This is a genomic window from Stenotrophomonas sp. Sm2128, assembly GCF_030985535.1.
GTDB classification, from domain to species: Bacteria; Pseudomonadota; Gammaproteobacteria; order Xanthomonadales; family Xanthomonadaceae; genus Stenotrophomonas; species Stenotrophomonas maltophilia.
The window spans coordinates 49,423-65,137 of sequence record NZ_JAPTFQ010000018.1 but is presented as its reverse complement, the minus strand read 5'-3'; the positions used below and the strand labels follow the sequence as shown (position 1 = coordinate 65,137).

Here is a 15,715-nt window from a genome sequence, read left to right as displayed (position 1 = left end):
GACACAGTAGATCCACGCCATGCGTGGATGACTCATTCGATATCTGACAGATGTGTCGACCAAGGTCGACACCTACCGACAGCACATGGAATCTGTCGGAGGTGGGGCGGTGTCGGAGTGCGGGGTGTCAGCCGCATGGATGCGGCTGCCAAGCCTACAAGGACGTACTTGCGGCGTCCCCGCACTCCAACACCGCCCCGCCAAACCACGGACAGTCCGCTGTTGCTGTTGCTTCGGCCTTTGCCGTTGCTTGAAGGCCTCTGCGGGTGCCGGGCGCCGCCCGGCCGACTTCCGCCACTTGCGGTGGCAGCGACGGCCCACTAGCCTTCGGCCGTCGTTCACCACCCAAGGACCGCCCGTGAAACACCGTCATCTCCTGCTGGCCTCGGCAATCGCCGCCGCCACGCTGGCCCTGGCCGCCTGCAAAAAGGAAGCTGCCCCAGGCACCGATACCGCCAGCAGCAGCGCCCCGGCCGGCGAAACCGCCGACCAGTTCGTGGCCCGCATCAATGCCGAATTCAAGGCCGCCTACCCGGAGATGACCTCGGCGCAGTGGCTGTCTTCCACCTACATCAACAGTGATTCCGAACGCATCGCGGCCAAGGCCAACGAGCGCTCGCTGACCCAGCTCAACAGCTGGATCGAGCAGGCCGCCAAGTTCGACGGCAAGCCGATGAGCGAGGACAGCAAGCGTGCGATCCACCTGCTGAAACTGATGTCCTCGATGCCGGCGCCGCGCGATCCGGCCAAGCTGGCCGAGCTGACCCAGATCGCCACCCGCATGGAAGGCAGCTACGGTGCCGGCAAGTACTGCACCGACGCCAACGATCCGAACTCCTGCCGCCAGCTGGGCGAGCTGGAACAGGTACTGGCGCGCAGCCGCGACTACGACAAGCAGCTTGACGCCTGGCAGGGCTGGCACAGCACCACCAAGAGCATGCGCGGCGACTACCAGAAGTTCGTCGGCCTGGTGAACGAAGGCGCCAAGGGCATGGGCTTCACCGATGCCGGCCAGATGTGGCGCAGCGGCTATGACATGCCGCCGGAGCAGATCGGCCCGGAAACCGACCGCCTGTGGGAACAGGTCAAGCCGATGTACGAGCAGCTGCACTGCTACGCGCGCGGCAAGCTGGACAAGACCTATGGCAAGGACAAGGCCGAAGTAGGCAATGGCCTGATCGCCGCGCACCTGCTGGGCAACATGTGGCAGCAGGACTGGTCGAACCTGTGGGACCAGCTGGAACCGTACCCGGGCGCCGGCAGCCTGGACATCACCGCGGCGCTGGAAAAGCAGTACCAGACCAACCTGAGCGCGGCGCTGGCCAAGGCCGGCAAGGATGCCAACGTGGCCGCGCAGTACAAGGCGCAGCGCGAGGCCGAACTGCGTACCGCCAAGCAGATGACCGAGCGCGCGCAGGACTTCTACGTGTCGCTGGGCATGCCGTCGCTGCCGCAGTCCTACTGGGAAAAGACCCAGTTCATCAAGCCTGACGACCGCGACGTGGTCTGCCACGCCAGTGCCTGGGACATGAACATGGAAGGCGACGTGCGCACCAAGATGTGCATCAAGCCGAACGAAGAGAACTTCACCACCATCTACCACGAGCTGGGCCACATCTATTACGACCTGGCCTACAACCCGCTGCCGCCGCTGTTCCAGGGCGGTGCCAACGATGGCTTCCATGAAGCGATCGGCGACACCATCGTGCTGGCGATGACGCCCAAGTACCTCAGCTCGATCGGCCTGGTCGATGCGCCGACCGAAAGCCGCGAGGCGGTCATCAACAACCAGATGCGCATGGCGCTGTCAGGCGTGTCGTTCCTGCCGTTCGGGCTGATGATCGACCGCTGGCGCTGGGGCGTGTTCGATGGCTCGATCACTGCCGACAACTACAACAAGGCGTGGTGGGACCTGAAGGCCAAGTACCAGGGCGTGGCGCCGGCCAGCACCCGTGGCGAAGAGTTCTTCGATCCGGGCGCGAAGTACCACGTGCCGGGCAACACTCCGTACACCCGCTACTTCCTGGCGCGCATCCTGCAGTTCCAGTTCTACAAGGGCCTGTGCGACGCGTCCGGCTACAAGGGCCCGCTGCATGAGTGCACCTTCTACGGCAACAAGGAAGCCGGCCAGAAGTACTGGGCGATGCTGAGCAAGGGTGCCAGCCAGCCGTGGCAGGCCACGCTGAAAGAGCTGACCGGCACCGACAAGCTCGATGCCGGCCCGATGATCGAGTACTTCACCCCGGTCAACGAGTGGCTGAAGCAGCAGAACGAAGGCCAGATGTGCGGCTGGCAGGCCAACGCGGCTCCGGCGGCGAAATGAGAAAAGGGGCGGGTCCGAAAGGATCCGCCCCTTTCTGGTAGTGCCGGGCGCTGGCCGGCAACTACGCGATGAAGACCCAACGGGCAGCCGGCCAGCGGCCGGCTCTACCGCAACAGCAGTCAGCTGTTCTTCTTCGCGGCCATCGCTGCGGCCAGCTCGGCCTTGAATTCCTCGAAGGTCTGGCCCTTCTCCCTGGCTTCGGCCTGTGCGGCATCGCGCAGCGCATCGGAGTACATCAGGCGCACCGGCGTGCCGTTGCGCTCGTGCAGTTCACCGGCCTGCATGATCAGCGCCAGCACCTGCGCAGCGCTCTCGCTGTGGCCCGCGATGCGGCCGTCCATGCCCAGCACCCATTCGCCGTCACGGCGCACGACACCGGCCAGCAGGGTGCGCTGTGCATCGCGCAGTTCCGCATGCGGCTCCACCGGCGAGGCCTGCGCGGCGGCCTTGTTGGCGGCCTGCTTTTCCTGGCGACGGCGCTGGTCGCGGCGGGTCTTGGAGCTGGTGGACATGGTGCGGTACCGCTGCGAAGGGGGGCGCAAGGATAGCGCACCCCGCCCGCAGCACCGCTTCACACCCCTCAGTCCAGCACTTTGCCGTGCCGCCAGTAGCCCATGAAGGTGATCGCGCGGCGGTCCAGCCCGCAATCGCGCACCAGATGGCGACGGATCGCCATCACGGCCCCCGCCTCGCCCGCCACCCAAGCGTACAGCGGCCCGGCCACGCGGGTATCGGCCTGCTCCCAGAGGATCTGCGTATCGACGTCGATCTCCTCCAGCGCATCGCCGGCAGTCACGCCCGAGGTCGCTGCCAACCGCGCCTGGACCGCCTGCAGCAACCGCTGTCCGTAGGCGGCCTGCCCGCGCGGCAGCCAGACCAGCTCGGCGCTGGAGGGCGCCTTCAGGTGCACCGCATCACCGGCCTGCGCCACCTCCAGCAGCGCCAGCGTGCGCGGTGGGTCGACCATGGCCGCCAGTTCCTCGAGGATGCCGGCCACCGCAGGCAACGCGGTTTCATCGGCCACCAGCAGCACCTGGCCGACACCGGCCGGTGGCTTCCACTCCCAGCCCTCGCTGCTCCCGGCACAGTCGGCGTCCGGGGCCAGCAGCACCACGCGGTCGCCTGGGCGGGCGTGCATGGCCCAGCGCGAGGCGGGGCCGGTTTCGCCATGGATGACGAAATCGACGTCGACCTCGCCCTGCTCCGCGCGCAACTGGCGGATGGTGTAGGTACGCATCGGCGGGCGCTTGTCGTCCGGCAGGGCCCGGTAGCGTGGGTACCAGTCTTCAACGCTGGGGACCTGCGGTACCTCCTGGCCGGGCAAGGGGAAGAACACCTTGATGCGCTGGTCAGGGCCTTCGGTCTTCATCCGCGCCACGTCGGCACCGGTGAACACCATGCGGTCCAGGGAAGGGGAAAGAACGCGGCGCTCCTTCAGCGCCACCTCGAACAGGCGGTAGGTCTGCTGCGCAGCCATGGGGAACCTCATGCAACGACATCGGATTGGCTGGCTGTCGTGCATCCACGCACCGGCTGGCTGGAGTGCCCAGCCTAGTCCGGTCGTTTCTCTTCGCAAGCGTTGCGGGCAAAGCGGCCGGCCCTACCCCTGCGCGCTGCTCAATGGCCCGTGCAGGCCGCCTGTGCCGCGCGTTCACGCTGGTGTTCCCAGTACCAGAACACGAAGCCGGCGGCGAAGAACGCGGCCTGCCCCAGTGCCAGGTGCAGCGGGCTGGCGCTGAGCAGCGGCGACACCACGCCGGCCACCACCGTGCTGATCATCAGCTGCACGAAGGCCTGCAGCGACGAGGCCAGGCCGCGCTGATGCGGGTACATGTCCAGCACCGCCAGCGCCAGGATCGGGAAGATCAATGCCATGCCCATGCCGCCCAGGAAGATCGGCAGCACCGCCCACGGCAGCACGAACTGCGGCGACAGCGCCACGTAGCCGACATTCAGCAGCACCGACAGCGCACACAGGCCGAAACCAATGGACACCTGGCGGGTGGGCGTGGTGTGCCCGGCCATGCGCCCGGACAGGAACGAGCCGGTGGTCATGCCGCCGATGGTGGGGATGAACAGCCAGGCAAAACCACCCTCGCCCAGATGCAGGTGCTGCATCACGAACACCGGCGCCGAGGAGATGTACAGGAAAATGCCGCCGAAACCGATGCTGCCGGCCAGCGCCAGGCGCAGGAACCGCGGGTTGAAACCGATGCGCACGTAATCACGCAGCAGCACGCGCGGTGACAACGGCACCCGTGCCTCCACCGGATGGGTTTCCGGCAGGTAGCGTGCGGTGGCCGCCAGCAGGAGCAGCGCAAACATCACCAGGAACCAGAAAATCAGTGGCCAGCCGGCGCCACTGAGCAGGATCCAGCCGCCAATGATCGGTGCGATGGCCGGAGCGATGCCGAACAGCATCGATACCTGGCTCATCAGGCGCTGCGCGTCGTGTCCGTGGTACAGGTCGCGGATCACCGCGCGGCCGACGATCATGCCGACGCCCGCTGACAGGCCCTGCAGCGCGCGGAACGCCAGCAGCGTGGTCAGGTCGGTGGACAGCGCACAGCCGACCGAAGCGCCGACGAACACCACCAGGCCACCGAGGATCACCCGCTTGCGGCCCCAGGCATCGGACAACGGGCCGTGCGCCAGGCTCATCAGGCCGTAGAACAGCAGGTACACGCTGATGGTCTGCTGCACCGCCACTTCGTCCACCGCCAGGCGCTGGGCCAGCTGCGGGAACGCGGGGAAGATGGTGTCGATCGAAAACGGACCGAACATGGCCAGGCCGGCGAGCAGCAGGGCCATGCGGCGGGTGGAGGGAGCAACAGCGGCGGTCATGGAAGGCGTCCGGCAGGGCCATGCGCGGCACGCACGGCGGGCGCCGGTCCCCTGCAGCAGGGACGGCGCCAGATGAATTCGGGTATCCGCCCATCATAGGTGGGGATTGCGCCTGATGCCATGCAGCAGTGCACAAAACGCACGGACGGGCCATCGGCCATTCAGGCGCGGCCGCCAGGTCCGAAGGCGGCCGCCGCGCCCGCAACGGGCTATAATCGGCGGGCAACACGGTGGGAGAAGCGGAACACCGCTGCCGAAGGCGCAACGCCCGTAATCGCTCAGGCCCGATACCACCCGTAACACAACTCTGGAGAGACCGGTTCGATCCGGCGCCGAAGGGGCACGAAGCTGCGGTCCGCCGCGCTTTTAAACTCTCAGGCAAAAGGACAGAGGGGCGCCCCGCAGACCGCCGACCGGCGGCTTGTGCCCGTGCGTGTGCCCTTTCCTGACGGATCCTTCGCCATGTCCCAGAACACCCCTTCCCTGCGTGAGCTCGAGCACCACAACGCGTTCGTCGAGCGCCACATCGGCCCCAACGACGCCGAGATCGCGCAGATGCTCGACGTCGTCGGCCACGCGTCGCTGGATGCGATGACCGACGCCATCGTGCCGGCCAAGATCAAGTCGCCGGCACCGCTGGCACTGCCGGAGTCGATGACCGAAGTGCAGGCACTGGCGAAGATCCGTGCGATCGCCGACAAGAACACCGTGCTGCGCAGCTTCATCGGCCAGGGTTACTACGGTACCCACACGCCGAACGTGATCCTGCGCAACATCCTGGAAAACCCGGCGTGGTACACCGCCTATACCCCGTACCAGGCGGAAATCTCGCAGGGCCGCATGGAAGCGCTGATCAACTTCCAGACCCTGTGCGCCGACCTGACCGGCATGGAAATCGCCAACGCCTCGCTGCTGGACGAAGCCACCGCCGCCGCCGAAGCGATGACTCTGGCCAAGCGTTCGGCCAAATCGAAGTCGGACACCTTCTTCGTGCACGACGCCGTGCACCCACAGACCCTGGAACTGCTGCGTACCCGCGCCGAGCCCATGGGCATCGTGCTGCGCGTCGGCACCCCGGCCGAAGCACTGGAAGCAGAAGCGTTCGGCCTGCTGCTGCAGTATCCGGACACCTTCGGCCAGGTCGGCGACTACAAGGCGCTGGTCGATGCCGTGCACGCACGCGGCGGCCTGGTGGCCGTGGCCACCGACCTGCTGGCCCTGACCCTGCTGGCTGCCCCGGGCGAATGGGGCGCGGACATCGTGGTCGGCAACAGCCAGCGTTTCGGCGTGCCGTTCGGCTTCGGTGGCCCGCACGCCGCCTTCATGGCCTGCCGTGACGCCTACAAGCGCTCGATGCCGGGCCGCCTGATCGGCGTTTCGATCGATGCCCAGGGCAACCCGGCCTACCGCCTGACCCTGCAGACCCGCGAACAGCACATCCGCCGCGAGAAGGCCACCTCCAACATCTGTACCGCGCAGGTGCTGCTGGCGGTGATGGCCTCGATGTACGCCGTTTACCACGGCCCGGAAGGCCTGACCCGCATTGCCCGCCGCACGCACCGCCTGGCCTCGATCCTGGCCGCAGCGCTGCGCAATGCCGGCGTGCAGGTCGGTGGCGACTTCTTCGACACCCTGCACGTCACCGGCGTGCATGCCGATGAAATCCATGCCAAGGCACGCGCCGCCGGTTACAACCTGCGCGCGATCGACAGCGACTCGGTCGGCATCAGTCTGGACGAGACCACCACCCGCGCCGACATCGTCGCCGTGGCTGCGGTGTTCGGTGCCTCGCTGGACGTCGACGCGCTGGACGCCAGCACCGCCGACGCGCTGCCGGCCGGCCTGCTGCGCCAGTCCGCGTTCCTGACCCACCCGGTGTTCAACACCCACCACAGCGAGCACGAACTGCTGCGCTACCTGCGTTCGCTGGCCGACAAGGACCTGGCGATGGACCGCACGATGATCCCGCTGGGTTCGTGCACCATGAAGCTCAACGCCACCGCCGAGATGATCCCGGTGACCTGGCCGGAGTTCTCGCAGATCCACCCGCTGGTGCCGGCCGACCAGGCGCTGGGCTACAAGGAACTGATCGACACGCTGGAAGCGATGCTGGTCGAATGCACCGGCTACGACGCGGTCAGCCTGCAGCCGAACTCCGGCGCACAGGGCGAGTACGCCGGCCTGCTGGCGATCCGCGCCTACCACCGCTCGCGCGGCGAAGGCCACCGCGACATCTGCCTGATCCCGGATTCGGCGCACGGCACCAACCCGGCCTCGGCGCAGATGTGCGGCATGAAGGTGGTGGTCACCAAGACCGATGCCAACGGCAATGTCGATGTGGAAGACATCCGCCTCAACGCCGAGAAGTACAGCGACCGCCTGGCCGCGATCATGATGACCTACCCGTCCACGCACGGCGTGTTCGAGGAAGAGGTGGTCGAGATCTGCGAGATCATCCACAAGCACGGCGGCCAGGTGTACACCGACGGCGCCAACATGAACGCCCTGGTCGGCGTGGCCAAGCCCGGCAAGTGGGGTTCGGACGTTTCGCACCTGAACCTGCACAAGACCTTCTGCATTCCGCACGGCGGTGGCGGCCCGGGCGTCGGCCCGTGCGCGGTCAAGGAGCACCTGGCGCCGTTCCTGCCGGGCAAGCTGGGTGACAACGGTCCGGTCGGCATGGTCAGCGCGGCCAGCTTCGGCAGCGCCTCGATCCTGCCGATCAGCTGGATGTACATCGCGATGATGGGCCGCGAAGGCCTGCGCAAGGCCACCCAGGTCGCGCAGCTCAACGCCAACTACATCGCCAAGCGCCTGGCGCCGCACTTCAAGACGCTGTACACCGGCCGCAACGGCCTGGTGGCGCACGAGTGCATCCTCGACGTGCGCCCGCTGGAGAAGACCAGCGGCATCGGCGCCGAGGACGTCGCCAAGCGCCTGATCGACTTCGGCTTCCACGCCCCGACCCTGAGCTTCCCGGTGGCCGGCACGCTGATGGTCGAGCCGACCGAGAGTGAGTCGCTGCACGAGCTGGACCGCTTCATCAACGCCATGATCCAGATCCGAGAGGAAATCAGCGCGATCGAAGACGGCCGCCTGGACCGCGAGGACAACCCGCTGAAGAACGCGCCGCACACTGCCACCGCAGTGACCGCCAGCGAGTGGACCCACTCCTACCCGCGCGAACTGGCTGCCTTCCCGCTGGCCAGCCTGAAGCAGAGCAAGTACTGGCCGCCGGTGGCACGCGTCGACAACGTGTACGGCGACAAGAACGTGATGTGCGCCTGCATCCCGGTCGATGCCTACAAGGACGATGAAGTCGAAGCGTGATTGACGGAACGGCCCGCGCAAGCGGGCCGTTTTCATGAGGGTGTGTGGACCAGGGCCCACACGCACAAACATCCGATCACGGGTCCGGCATCTGCCCCAGGCTCAACTGCCACGACACGCCGAAGCGATCCTGCACCCAGCCGTAGCGGTTGCTGAAGTCATAGTCGCCCACCGGCATCAGCCAGTGGCCGCCCTCGCCCAGCACGCGCGCGGCGCGCTCGAACTGCTCGGCGCCGGAGCACTCGACGAACAGCGAGATCGACGGGCTGAAGGTGAAATCGTGCACGTCCAGGCTGTCAAAGCACAGGTAGTGGGTGCCACCGAGCAGGAAGATGGCCTGTCGGACCTGCCCGGGCACGCCGGCACCGGCGCCGTCCGGATGGCGCTGCATTGCCAGCAGGCGGAAATCGGCGAAGGCCTCGGCGTACAGGGCCAGCGCGGCCTCGGCCTGGCCGGTAAACATCAGGAAGGGGCGACTGCGCAGCATGCGGTACTCCCGGTCGACGGGCCGATGACGGCCCACACGATCAGGATGGCACGGCAGATGTGCAGCCCCCGTGGTAGTGCCGGCCGCTGGCCGGCAGCTTCAGTCACGCCTCGCGCATGCGCCGCGCGATGGCGCTGCCGGCGGCGATGGTGGCGGTCAGCGCCACCATCGACAGGAACTGCAGGCGGGTGTGCGACTCGCTCAGCAGCAGGCCGAAGATCAGCGCCAGGATCGCCAGCGCGCAGCAGGTCAGCCACGGGAAGCCCGCCATGCGGAACGGCAGCCGGGTACCCAGGCGATCCGCGCGGCGGCGCAACACCAGTTGTGAGACCAGCGACAGCGTCCACACCAGCAGGCAGGTCGAACCGACGATGTTCAGCAGCACCGGCAGCACCCGGTCCGGGAACAGCAGTTCCATCACCGTGGCGGCGAAACCGAACAGCACGCTGGCCAGCACGGCAATGACCGGCACCTGGCGCGGATCGGTCCAGCCCAGCACGGCCGGGGCTTCGCGGCGCTGCGCCAGTGAATACATCATGCGCGAGGCGCCGTAGAGGTTGGCATTGAGTGCCGACAGCAGCGCGATCACCGCGATCAGGGTGATGGCGGTGCCGGCACCCGGAATACGGGCAATGTCCAGCACGGCGGCGAAGGGCGACTTCAACGCTTCGCTGGTCCACGGCACCACGGCGATGATCACGCTCAGCGAGCCGATGTAGAACACCAGGATGCGCCACGCCACGGTGCGGATGGCACGGGCGATGCTGCGTTCCGGATCTTCGGTCTCCGCCGCCGCAACGGCGACGATCTCGGTGCCACCGAAGGCAAAAACGACAACCAGCAGTGCAGCGCCAATACCGGCCAGGCCCTTCGGTGCGAAGCCACCATGCTCGGTGAAGTTGCTCAGGCCCGGCGAGGTCACCTGCGGCAGCCAGCCCATCAGCAGCGCCACGCCGATGGCGATGAAGGCCAGGATCGCCGCCACTTTGAGGATGGCGAACCAGAATTCGAACTCGCCGAAGTTCTTCACCCCGAGCAGGTTGATCGCGGTGAAGAACAGCATGAAGGCCAGCGCCGCCATCGGTACAGGTACTGCTGGCCAGACCGTGGCCAGCAGCCCGGCCGCTCCCACCGCCTCGGCGGCGATCACGATCACCAGCTGCACCCACCACAACCAGCCGACGGTGGCACCGGCGGTGGCGCCCATGGCATCGGCGGCATAGACCGAGAACGCGCCGCTGGTCGGTTTGGCCGCCGCCATTTCGCCCAGAGCGTTCATCACGATGATCACCAGCGCGCCGGCGACCAGATACGACACCAGGACCGCCGGACCGGCCGCCTGCACACCCACGCCCGAGCCGAGGAACAGGCCGGCGCCGATGGCGCTGCCCAGGCCCATCATGATCAGCTGGCGGGGCTTGAGCGAATGTCCGAGGCGGGACGGTGAAGCGGTCGGAATCGAGTTGGGCATCGGCAGGGCTGGCGGCGGGCTACAGGGGCGACACCTTACCCTGTCCAATGCCCGCGGGGATAGGCACAGCGCAGCAGGCGGCTCAGGCCAGTGCCGGCTCTCCGACACTGCCACCAATACGGGCGCGGTAGGCACGCGGCGAGAAACCGGTTTCAGCCTTGAACTTGCGGGTGAAGGCGCTCTGGTCGCTGAAACCGCAGGCCTGGCCGATGCTGGCGATGCTCTCGTCACCGTGCAGCAGGTGCATGGCCATCTGGATCCGCAGCCGGGTCAGCACCTGCTGCGGGGTCATCTGGAACACCTTGCGGAAGCTGCGCTCCAGCTTGGACAGCGAAAAGCCGGTGATGTCCAGCAGGGTCTGCATGCGCACGTTCTCGGCGTAGTGCGCGTTGAGGTGGGCCAGCGCCAGCCGCAGCTGCTCGTACTGGGTACCCAGGCTGTCCTTCTGGCCCAGGTCGCGGGAAATGCCGATCAGGCCCTCGATGGCCCCATCGACCACCAGCGGACGCTTGCAGGTCAGGCACCAGCCCGGTTCGCGGTTGGCGAACAGGTGCAGCTCCATCAGATTCTCGATCACCTCACCGGCCAGCACGCGGGCGTCCTGGTCCACGTAGTCGGCGCTCAGCCCGGTCGGGTAGATCTCCGCCGCGGTACGCCCGATCACGTCCTTGCGGGCGCGCAGGCCCAGCCGCCGCAGCATGGTCTGGTTGACGTGGGTGTAACGCCCCTGAAGGTCCTTGATGAAGAACAGCACATCCGGGATGGCGTCGAACAGGGCTTCGATGTCGGCGGGCTCGACTCGCATGGAACAAGCATACCCGAGCCTGCTTTTGCCTGTACGTTCACCTTTGCCGGACCTCGGTTTAACGGGCCCGGTTCCAGTGTCGTGGTTCTCTTTGAGCATCCGGAGCCAACGTCAATGGCCGCCAGCAAGCCGACCGGCAAGCGCGCAACCACCCACGCCGAGAACCACCACCGCGGCGACGGCGATGAACTGCGCCAGCAGGCCGGGGGCAGTCATCCGGCGATGACCACCGATCAGGGCATCCCGGTGGCAGACAACCAGAACTCCCTGCGGCAGGGACCTCGGGGGCCTACGCTGCTGGAGGACTTCATCCTGCGCGAGAAGATCACCCACTTCGACCATGAGCGCATTCCCGAGCGCATCGTGCACGCCCGCGGCAGCGCTGCGCATGGCTACTTCGAGTTGACCCGATCACTGAAGGCGCATACCCGCGCGCGCATCCTGACCGAGGTTGGCGTGAAGACACCCGTGTTCACCCGCTTCTCGACCGTGGCCGGTGGCGCAGGTTCGGTGGACACCCCGCGCGACGTGCGCGGCTTCGCGGTGAAGTTCTATACCAGGGAGGGCAACTGGGACCTGGTCGGCAACAACATCCCGGTGTTCTTCGTCCAGGACGCCATGAAATTCCCGGACCTGGTGCACGCGGTGAAGATGGAACCGGACCGTGCCTTCCCGCAGGCCGCGTCGGCCCATGACACGTTCTGGGACTTCATTTCGCTGATGCCCGAATCGATGCACATGATCATGTGGGCGATGAGCGACCGCGCCATACCGCGTTCGCTGCGGATGATCGAAGGCTTCGGTGTGCACAGCTTCCGCCTGCTGAACGAGGCCGGCGAGTCAACGTTCGTCAAGTTCCACTGGCGGCCCAAGCTGGGTATCCAGTCCACGGTCTGGGACGAAGCATTGAAACTGCAATCGGCCGACAATGACTTCCATCGCCGCGACCTGTTCGAGGCCATCCAGCGCGGCGACTTCCCGGAATGGGAACTGGCGGTGCAGTTGTTCACCGAAGAAGACGCCGACGCATTCCCGTTCGATCATCTGGACCCGACCAAGATCATTCCCGAATCGCTGGTGCCGTTGCAGGTCATCGGGCGCATGGTGCTGGACCGCTGGCCGGACAACTTCTTCGCCGAGACCGAGCAGGTGGCTTTCTGCCCGGCCAACGTGCCACCGGGCATCGACTTCAGCAACGACCCGCTGCTGCAGGGGCGCCTGTTCTCCTACCTGGACACCCAGCTGCTGCGCCTGGGCGGCCCGAACTTCCACCAGATCCCGGTGAATGCGCCCAAGTGCCCGTTTGCCAATCATCAGCGCGACGGCCACATGCAGATGCAGGTTCTCAAGGGTCGGGTGGCCTACGATCCCAGTTCGCTGCAGGAGGACACCCCGCGCGAGACGCCTGCCGGATTCCGCAGCCATGCCAGCGCCGACGATGGCCACAAGGGTCGCACCCGCGCGGAGAGTTTCGCCGACCACTACAGCCAGGCCCGCATGTTCTTCCGCAGCCTCGAAAAGCCGGAGCAGGCGCACCTGGCATCGGCGCTGGTGTTCGAGTTGTCCAAGGTGGAAACGCTGAAGGTGCGGGTACGCACCGTCAGCCACCTGCGCAACATCGATGACTCACTGGCGCAGCGCGTGGCCGATGGTCTGGCGTTGCCTGCACTGCCCGACCCAGCGCCGACCGCTACCCCAGTGCGGGACATGCCCCCCGCCCCCGAAGTGCGGGTGATCGGTCGCAATAAGCCTACCCTGCAGGGTCGCTGCATCGGCATCCTGTTCGATGAAGGCTCCGACGCCCGGATCATTGCCAGCCTGAGCAAGGCAGCCAGGAAAGCAGGTGCGGATGTGAAGCTGGTCGCCCCCAGAGTGGGTGGCGCCACGCTCAGCGATGGCGCGCTGCAGGCGGCGGATGGGCAACTGGCGGGCACCCCGTCGGCCGTGTTCGATGCAGTAGCCGTGGTGCTCAGCCCGGAAGCGGCGAAGGCCTTGTCGAAAGAGAGTGCAGCCATCGAATTCGTCAGCCAGGCGTGGGCGCACCTGAAGGCCATCGCCAGCGATGCGGGCGGCCAGACGCTGCTGAAGGCGGCAAGGGTCGGCAACGACGCCGGCATCGTCGAAGCGGAAGACGCCAAGGCATTCCTGGCGGCGGCCGCCACCCGCCAGTGGGCGCGCGAACCCAAGCTGCGCCTGCTGGCCTGACTACAACAACAGGAGAACTGTCATGCCCCGTGGTGACAAATCCGCATACTCCGATAAACAGAAGCGCCAGGCCGAGCACATCGAGGAAAGCGAGCGCGAGCGCGGTGCCAGCGAAGGCACCGCCGAGCGCATTGCCTGGGCGACCGTGAACAAGCAGGATGGTGGTGGCAAGCGTAGCGGCAGCGCGCGCAAGGGTACGAAGAAGGCGACCAGCAAGAAGGCTGCCAAGAAGGCGCCTGCCAGGAAGTCGGGCACAAAGAAGGCCACGACCAAGGCGACGGCGGCGAAGAAGGCCCCTGCGAAGAAGACGACAGCCAGGAAGGTGGCGGCAAAGAAGGCACCGGCTCGCAAGACAGCCACAAAGAAGACCGCAAAGAAGACAGCGGCCAAGAAGGCCGGTACAGCCGCCTCGCGCAGTGCTGCAGCGAAGAAGGCGGCGAAGACACGTGCGGCGAAGAAGACCGTGCGCAAGGTGGCAGCGAAGAAGGCCGCGCGTACCCGCGCGCGCGGCTGAGTCCTTCGATCAGGGCGACAGCGTCCTCATCCACGCGGCAACTTCGGCTGCGGCTGCGTCAGCGCGTGCCTGCAGCAGCAGATGCGGCCCTTCCAGCGAAACATGTCGGGCATCCGGCAAAAGGGCCTGCAGTTCTGCCACGCTGGGCGGCCACAGCAGGCGGTCATGGCACGCGTGCAGGCACAGCGTCGGCACGTCGATTGCCGGCAGCAATGCGCGTACGTCGACGCGCAGGGTCGCTGCGGCGCGTCGCCGCAGTGTGGCCGCCGGAATCCGGGCCACCGCATCGCGCAGCATCGACAGGTGCTCGCGGGTGCGCCACCGCCCCAGCAGCAGGCCCGCCAGCAACGCCACGGGAGGCAGAGGCCAGGTCGGCGTCAGCAGGGCTGCGCTGGCTGCCGGCAATGGCACCGGCCGACGCGCAAAGGTCGCGGCAAGCACCAGTCCGCGCAGCCCGGCGGGCTGTCGCGTGGTCAGTTCAACCGCCAACGGGCCCGAGAAGGACTCGGCAAGCAGGATGAAGGGATGGCCGGGCAGCTGCGACCACAGCCGTTGGGCCAGCGTGGCGTGATCCTGCCCTCCCTGCGCAGGCAGCGTAATCGCCTGCGTCGTCAGCCTATTAGCCTGGAGTGCTGACAGAAACGGGATCGACAGCCTGCCGGAGCCATCCAGCCCGGGCAGCATCAGCACGTGCTGCGGCGTGGGTGATGCCGAATCACAGCCCGGCTTTTCCTCGCTCCCGATTCCCATGTCACCTCCTTTGCTGGCAAGCATCGCCCACATCGGCAGGCAGCGGAACCTTCGCTCCGGCTCTCCTGCTGCTTTGCCGGTCAAGGTTGAGCGATACTCCCCGCTCTGCCGCGGGACGCGGCTGCCAATGAGAGCCTCTGATGCGATGGACATACGCGCTGGCCATGATGGTCATGATGCTGCCACTGAACAGTTCCGCCAACGATGGCTGGATAAACGGGGCAGGCAAGGCGATGCCGGAGACCGATGCCATGAAATCCAGCGGTGGCTTTGCGGCATCGCTGCTGGTCACCTCCGATGCCGACTGGCGGGCCAAGTGGGAAACCCCACCAGAGACCACTCCCGGTTTTACCCAGGCCGACGAAGTCCACCCGGGCGGTGAATTGTTCCTGCTGACATTCCTGTCCAACCCGCAACTGGATGAGAACCGCGTACCCAAGGTGCACTGCGATCTGCGCATGCTGCGCCCGGACGGCACTACCAGCATCGACGAACGCGATGTTCCCTGTTTCACCGCTGCCCTGCCCGGCCCGCCAACCCTGTTGTACATGACCAACCTGCACCTGAAGTTCGTGGCCGAGGCCAGTGATCCGAAAGGCACGTGGACTGCGCAGGTGGTGGTCAGGGATCTGCTGCGGAATGTGAGCCTGCCTCTGCAGGCTCACTTCGACGTCCGTTGAACGGAGGCGTGCGGATGAAGATGCGGCGATTACTGAGCCGGACCGGTCTTGCGCTTTGCGTGGTCTACCTGCTGTTGACCGCATGGCTGGTTCACGGCGCGCAGTCGGATGCGGACCCGAAGGGGGCCTATATCCTGATGTCGCTCCCCATCACCCTGCAGTCTGCTGCACTCGATGCCATCGGCGCAGGCAGCCTGCTGTACGGCAAACCCTGGTCGACCGCGTATGCAGTACTGGTTCCGCCAACACTGCTGTTGCTGTACGCAGCCGGCTGGCTGATCGAACGCGCCGCGCGCGGCCGCTAGC

Annotated in this window: 13 protein-coding genes and 1 riboswitch; of the genes, 6 read left to right on the top strand and 7 right to left on the bottom strand. The window is 66.6% G+C overall.

Translation table 11 applies throughout. From position 1 onward, the window contains the following. Positions 1-358: 358 nt before the first annotated feature. A complete protein-coding gene (locus O0K41_RS07645) occupies positions 359-2,323 on the top strand; it encodes a M2 family metallopeptidase (protein WP_005410621.1) in 1,965 nt (654 codons plus the stop codon). Positions 2,324-2,442: 119 nt separating this feature from the next. Here O0K41_RS07645 and O0K41_RS07640 read toward each other — a convergent pair whose 3' ends face one another. From O0K41_RS07640 to O0K41_RS07630, 3 genes are all read right to left on the bottom strand, one after another. Further along, positions 2,443-2,835 carry a hypothetical protein gene (locus O0K41_RS07640; RefSeq protein ID WP_005410623.1) on the bottom strand — a complete coding sequence of 131 codons (393 nt, stop codon included), beginning with the start codon at positions 2,833-2,835 and terminating at the stop codon, positions 2,443-2,445. 68 nt (positions 2,836-2,903) lie between these two features. Next, positions 2,904-3,800, bottom strand: coding sequence for a siderophore-interacting protein (locus tag O0K41_RS07635; RefSeq protein WP_308304479.1), 897 nt, complete (start codon positions 3,798-3,800; stop codon positions 2,904-2,906). 140 nt (positions 3,801-3,940) lie between these two features. Continuing rightward, complete coding sequence (locus O0K41_RS07630) at positions 3,941-5,167, bottom strand: multidrug effflux MFS transporter (protein WP_024956946.1); 1,227 nt, start codon at positions 5,165-5,167, stop codon at positions 3,941-3,943. Positions 5,168-5,464: 297 nt separating this feature from the next. Continuing rightward, positions 5,465-5,567, top strand: a riboswitch (glycine riboswitch). A 62-nt stretch (positions 5,568-5,629) separates the two neighbouring features. On the opposite strand from O0K41_RS07630, the gene gcvP reads away from it, so the two are divergent. Further along, positions 5,630-8,497, top strand: coding sequence for an aminomethyl-transferring glycine dehydrogenase (gcvP, locus tag O0K41_RS07625; protein ID WP_049450946.1), 2,868 nt, complete (start codon positions 5,630-5,632; stop codon positions 8,495-8,497). Between the two features lie 76 nt (positions 8,498-8,573). Here gcvP and O0K41_RS07620 read toward each other — a convergent pair whose 3' ends face one another. From O0K41_RS07620 to O0K41_RS07610, 3 genes are all read right to left on the bottom strand, one after another. Next, positions 8,574-8,984, bottom strand: a complete 411-nt coding sequence (locus O0K41_RS07620; protein WP_005410627.1) for a VOC family protein — start codon at positions 8,982-8,984, stop codon at positions 8,574-8,576. A gap of 103 nt (positions 8,985-9,087) precedes the next feature. After that, positions 9,088-10,455: an amino acid permease gene (locus O0K41_RS07615; protein WP_005410628.1), complete on the bottom strand. Its 1,368-nt coding sequence runs from the start codon at positions 10,453-10,455 to the stop codon at positions 9,088-9,090. Between the two features lie 82 nt (positions 10,456-10,537). Continuing rightward, complete coding sequence (locus O0K41_RS07610; protein ID WP_005410629.1) at positions 10,538-11,260, bottom strand: AraC family transcriptional regulator; 723 nt, start codon at positions 11,258-11,260, stop codon at positions 10,538-10,540. A gap of 114 nt (positions 11,261-11,374) precedes the next feature. Here O0K41_RS07610 and O0K41_RS07605 point away from each other — a divergent pair, with 114 nt between their 5' ends. Both O0K41_RS07605 and O0K41_RS07600 read left to right on the top strand, forming a co-directional pair. Further along, positions 11,375-13,465: a catalase gene (locus tag O0K41_RS07605; protein ID WP_164223154.1), complete on the top strand. Its 2,091-nt coding sequence runs from the start codon at positions 11,375-11,377 to the stop codon at positions 13,463-13,465. 22 nt (positions 13,466-13,487) lie between these two features. Beyond that, positions 13,488-13,979 (top strand): hypothetical protein, encoded by a 492-nt coding sequence (locus O0K41_RS07600; protein ID WP_164223151.1) that lies wholly within the window; start codon positions 13,488-13,490, stop codon positions 13,977-13,979. A 9-nt stretch (positions 13,980-13,988) separates the two neighbouring features. Here O0K41_RS07600 and O0K41_RS07595 read toward each other — a convergent pair whose 3' ends face one another. Then, positions 13,989-14,729 (bottom strand): alpha/beta hydrolase, encoded by a 741-nt coding sequence (locus tag O0K41_RS07595; RefSeq protein WP_164223148.1) that lies wholly within the window; start codon positions 14,727-14,729, stop codon positions 13,989-13,991. A gap of 140 nt (positions 14,730-14,869) precedes the next feature. Between O0K41_RS07595 and O0K41_RS07590 the strand changes: the two genes are divergently transcribed. Further along, positions 14,870-15,409: a hypothetical protein gene (locus O0K41_RS07590; protein WP_049450951.1), complete on the top strand. Its 540-nt coding sequence runs from the start codon at positions 14,870-14,872 to the stop codon at positions 15,407-15,409. A gap of 14 nt (positions 15,410-15,423) precedes the next feature. Beyond that, on the top strand, positions 15,424-15,714 hold the full coding sequence (locus tag O0K41_RS07585) for a hypothetical protein (protein ID WP_164223145.1): 291 nt from the start codon (positions 15,424-15,426) through the stop codon (positions 15,712-15,714). The last annotated feature ends 1 nt before the right edge of the window (position 15,715 follow it).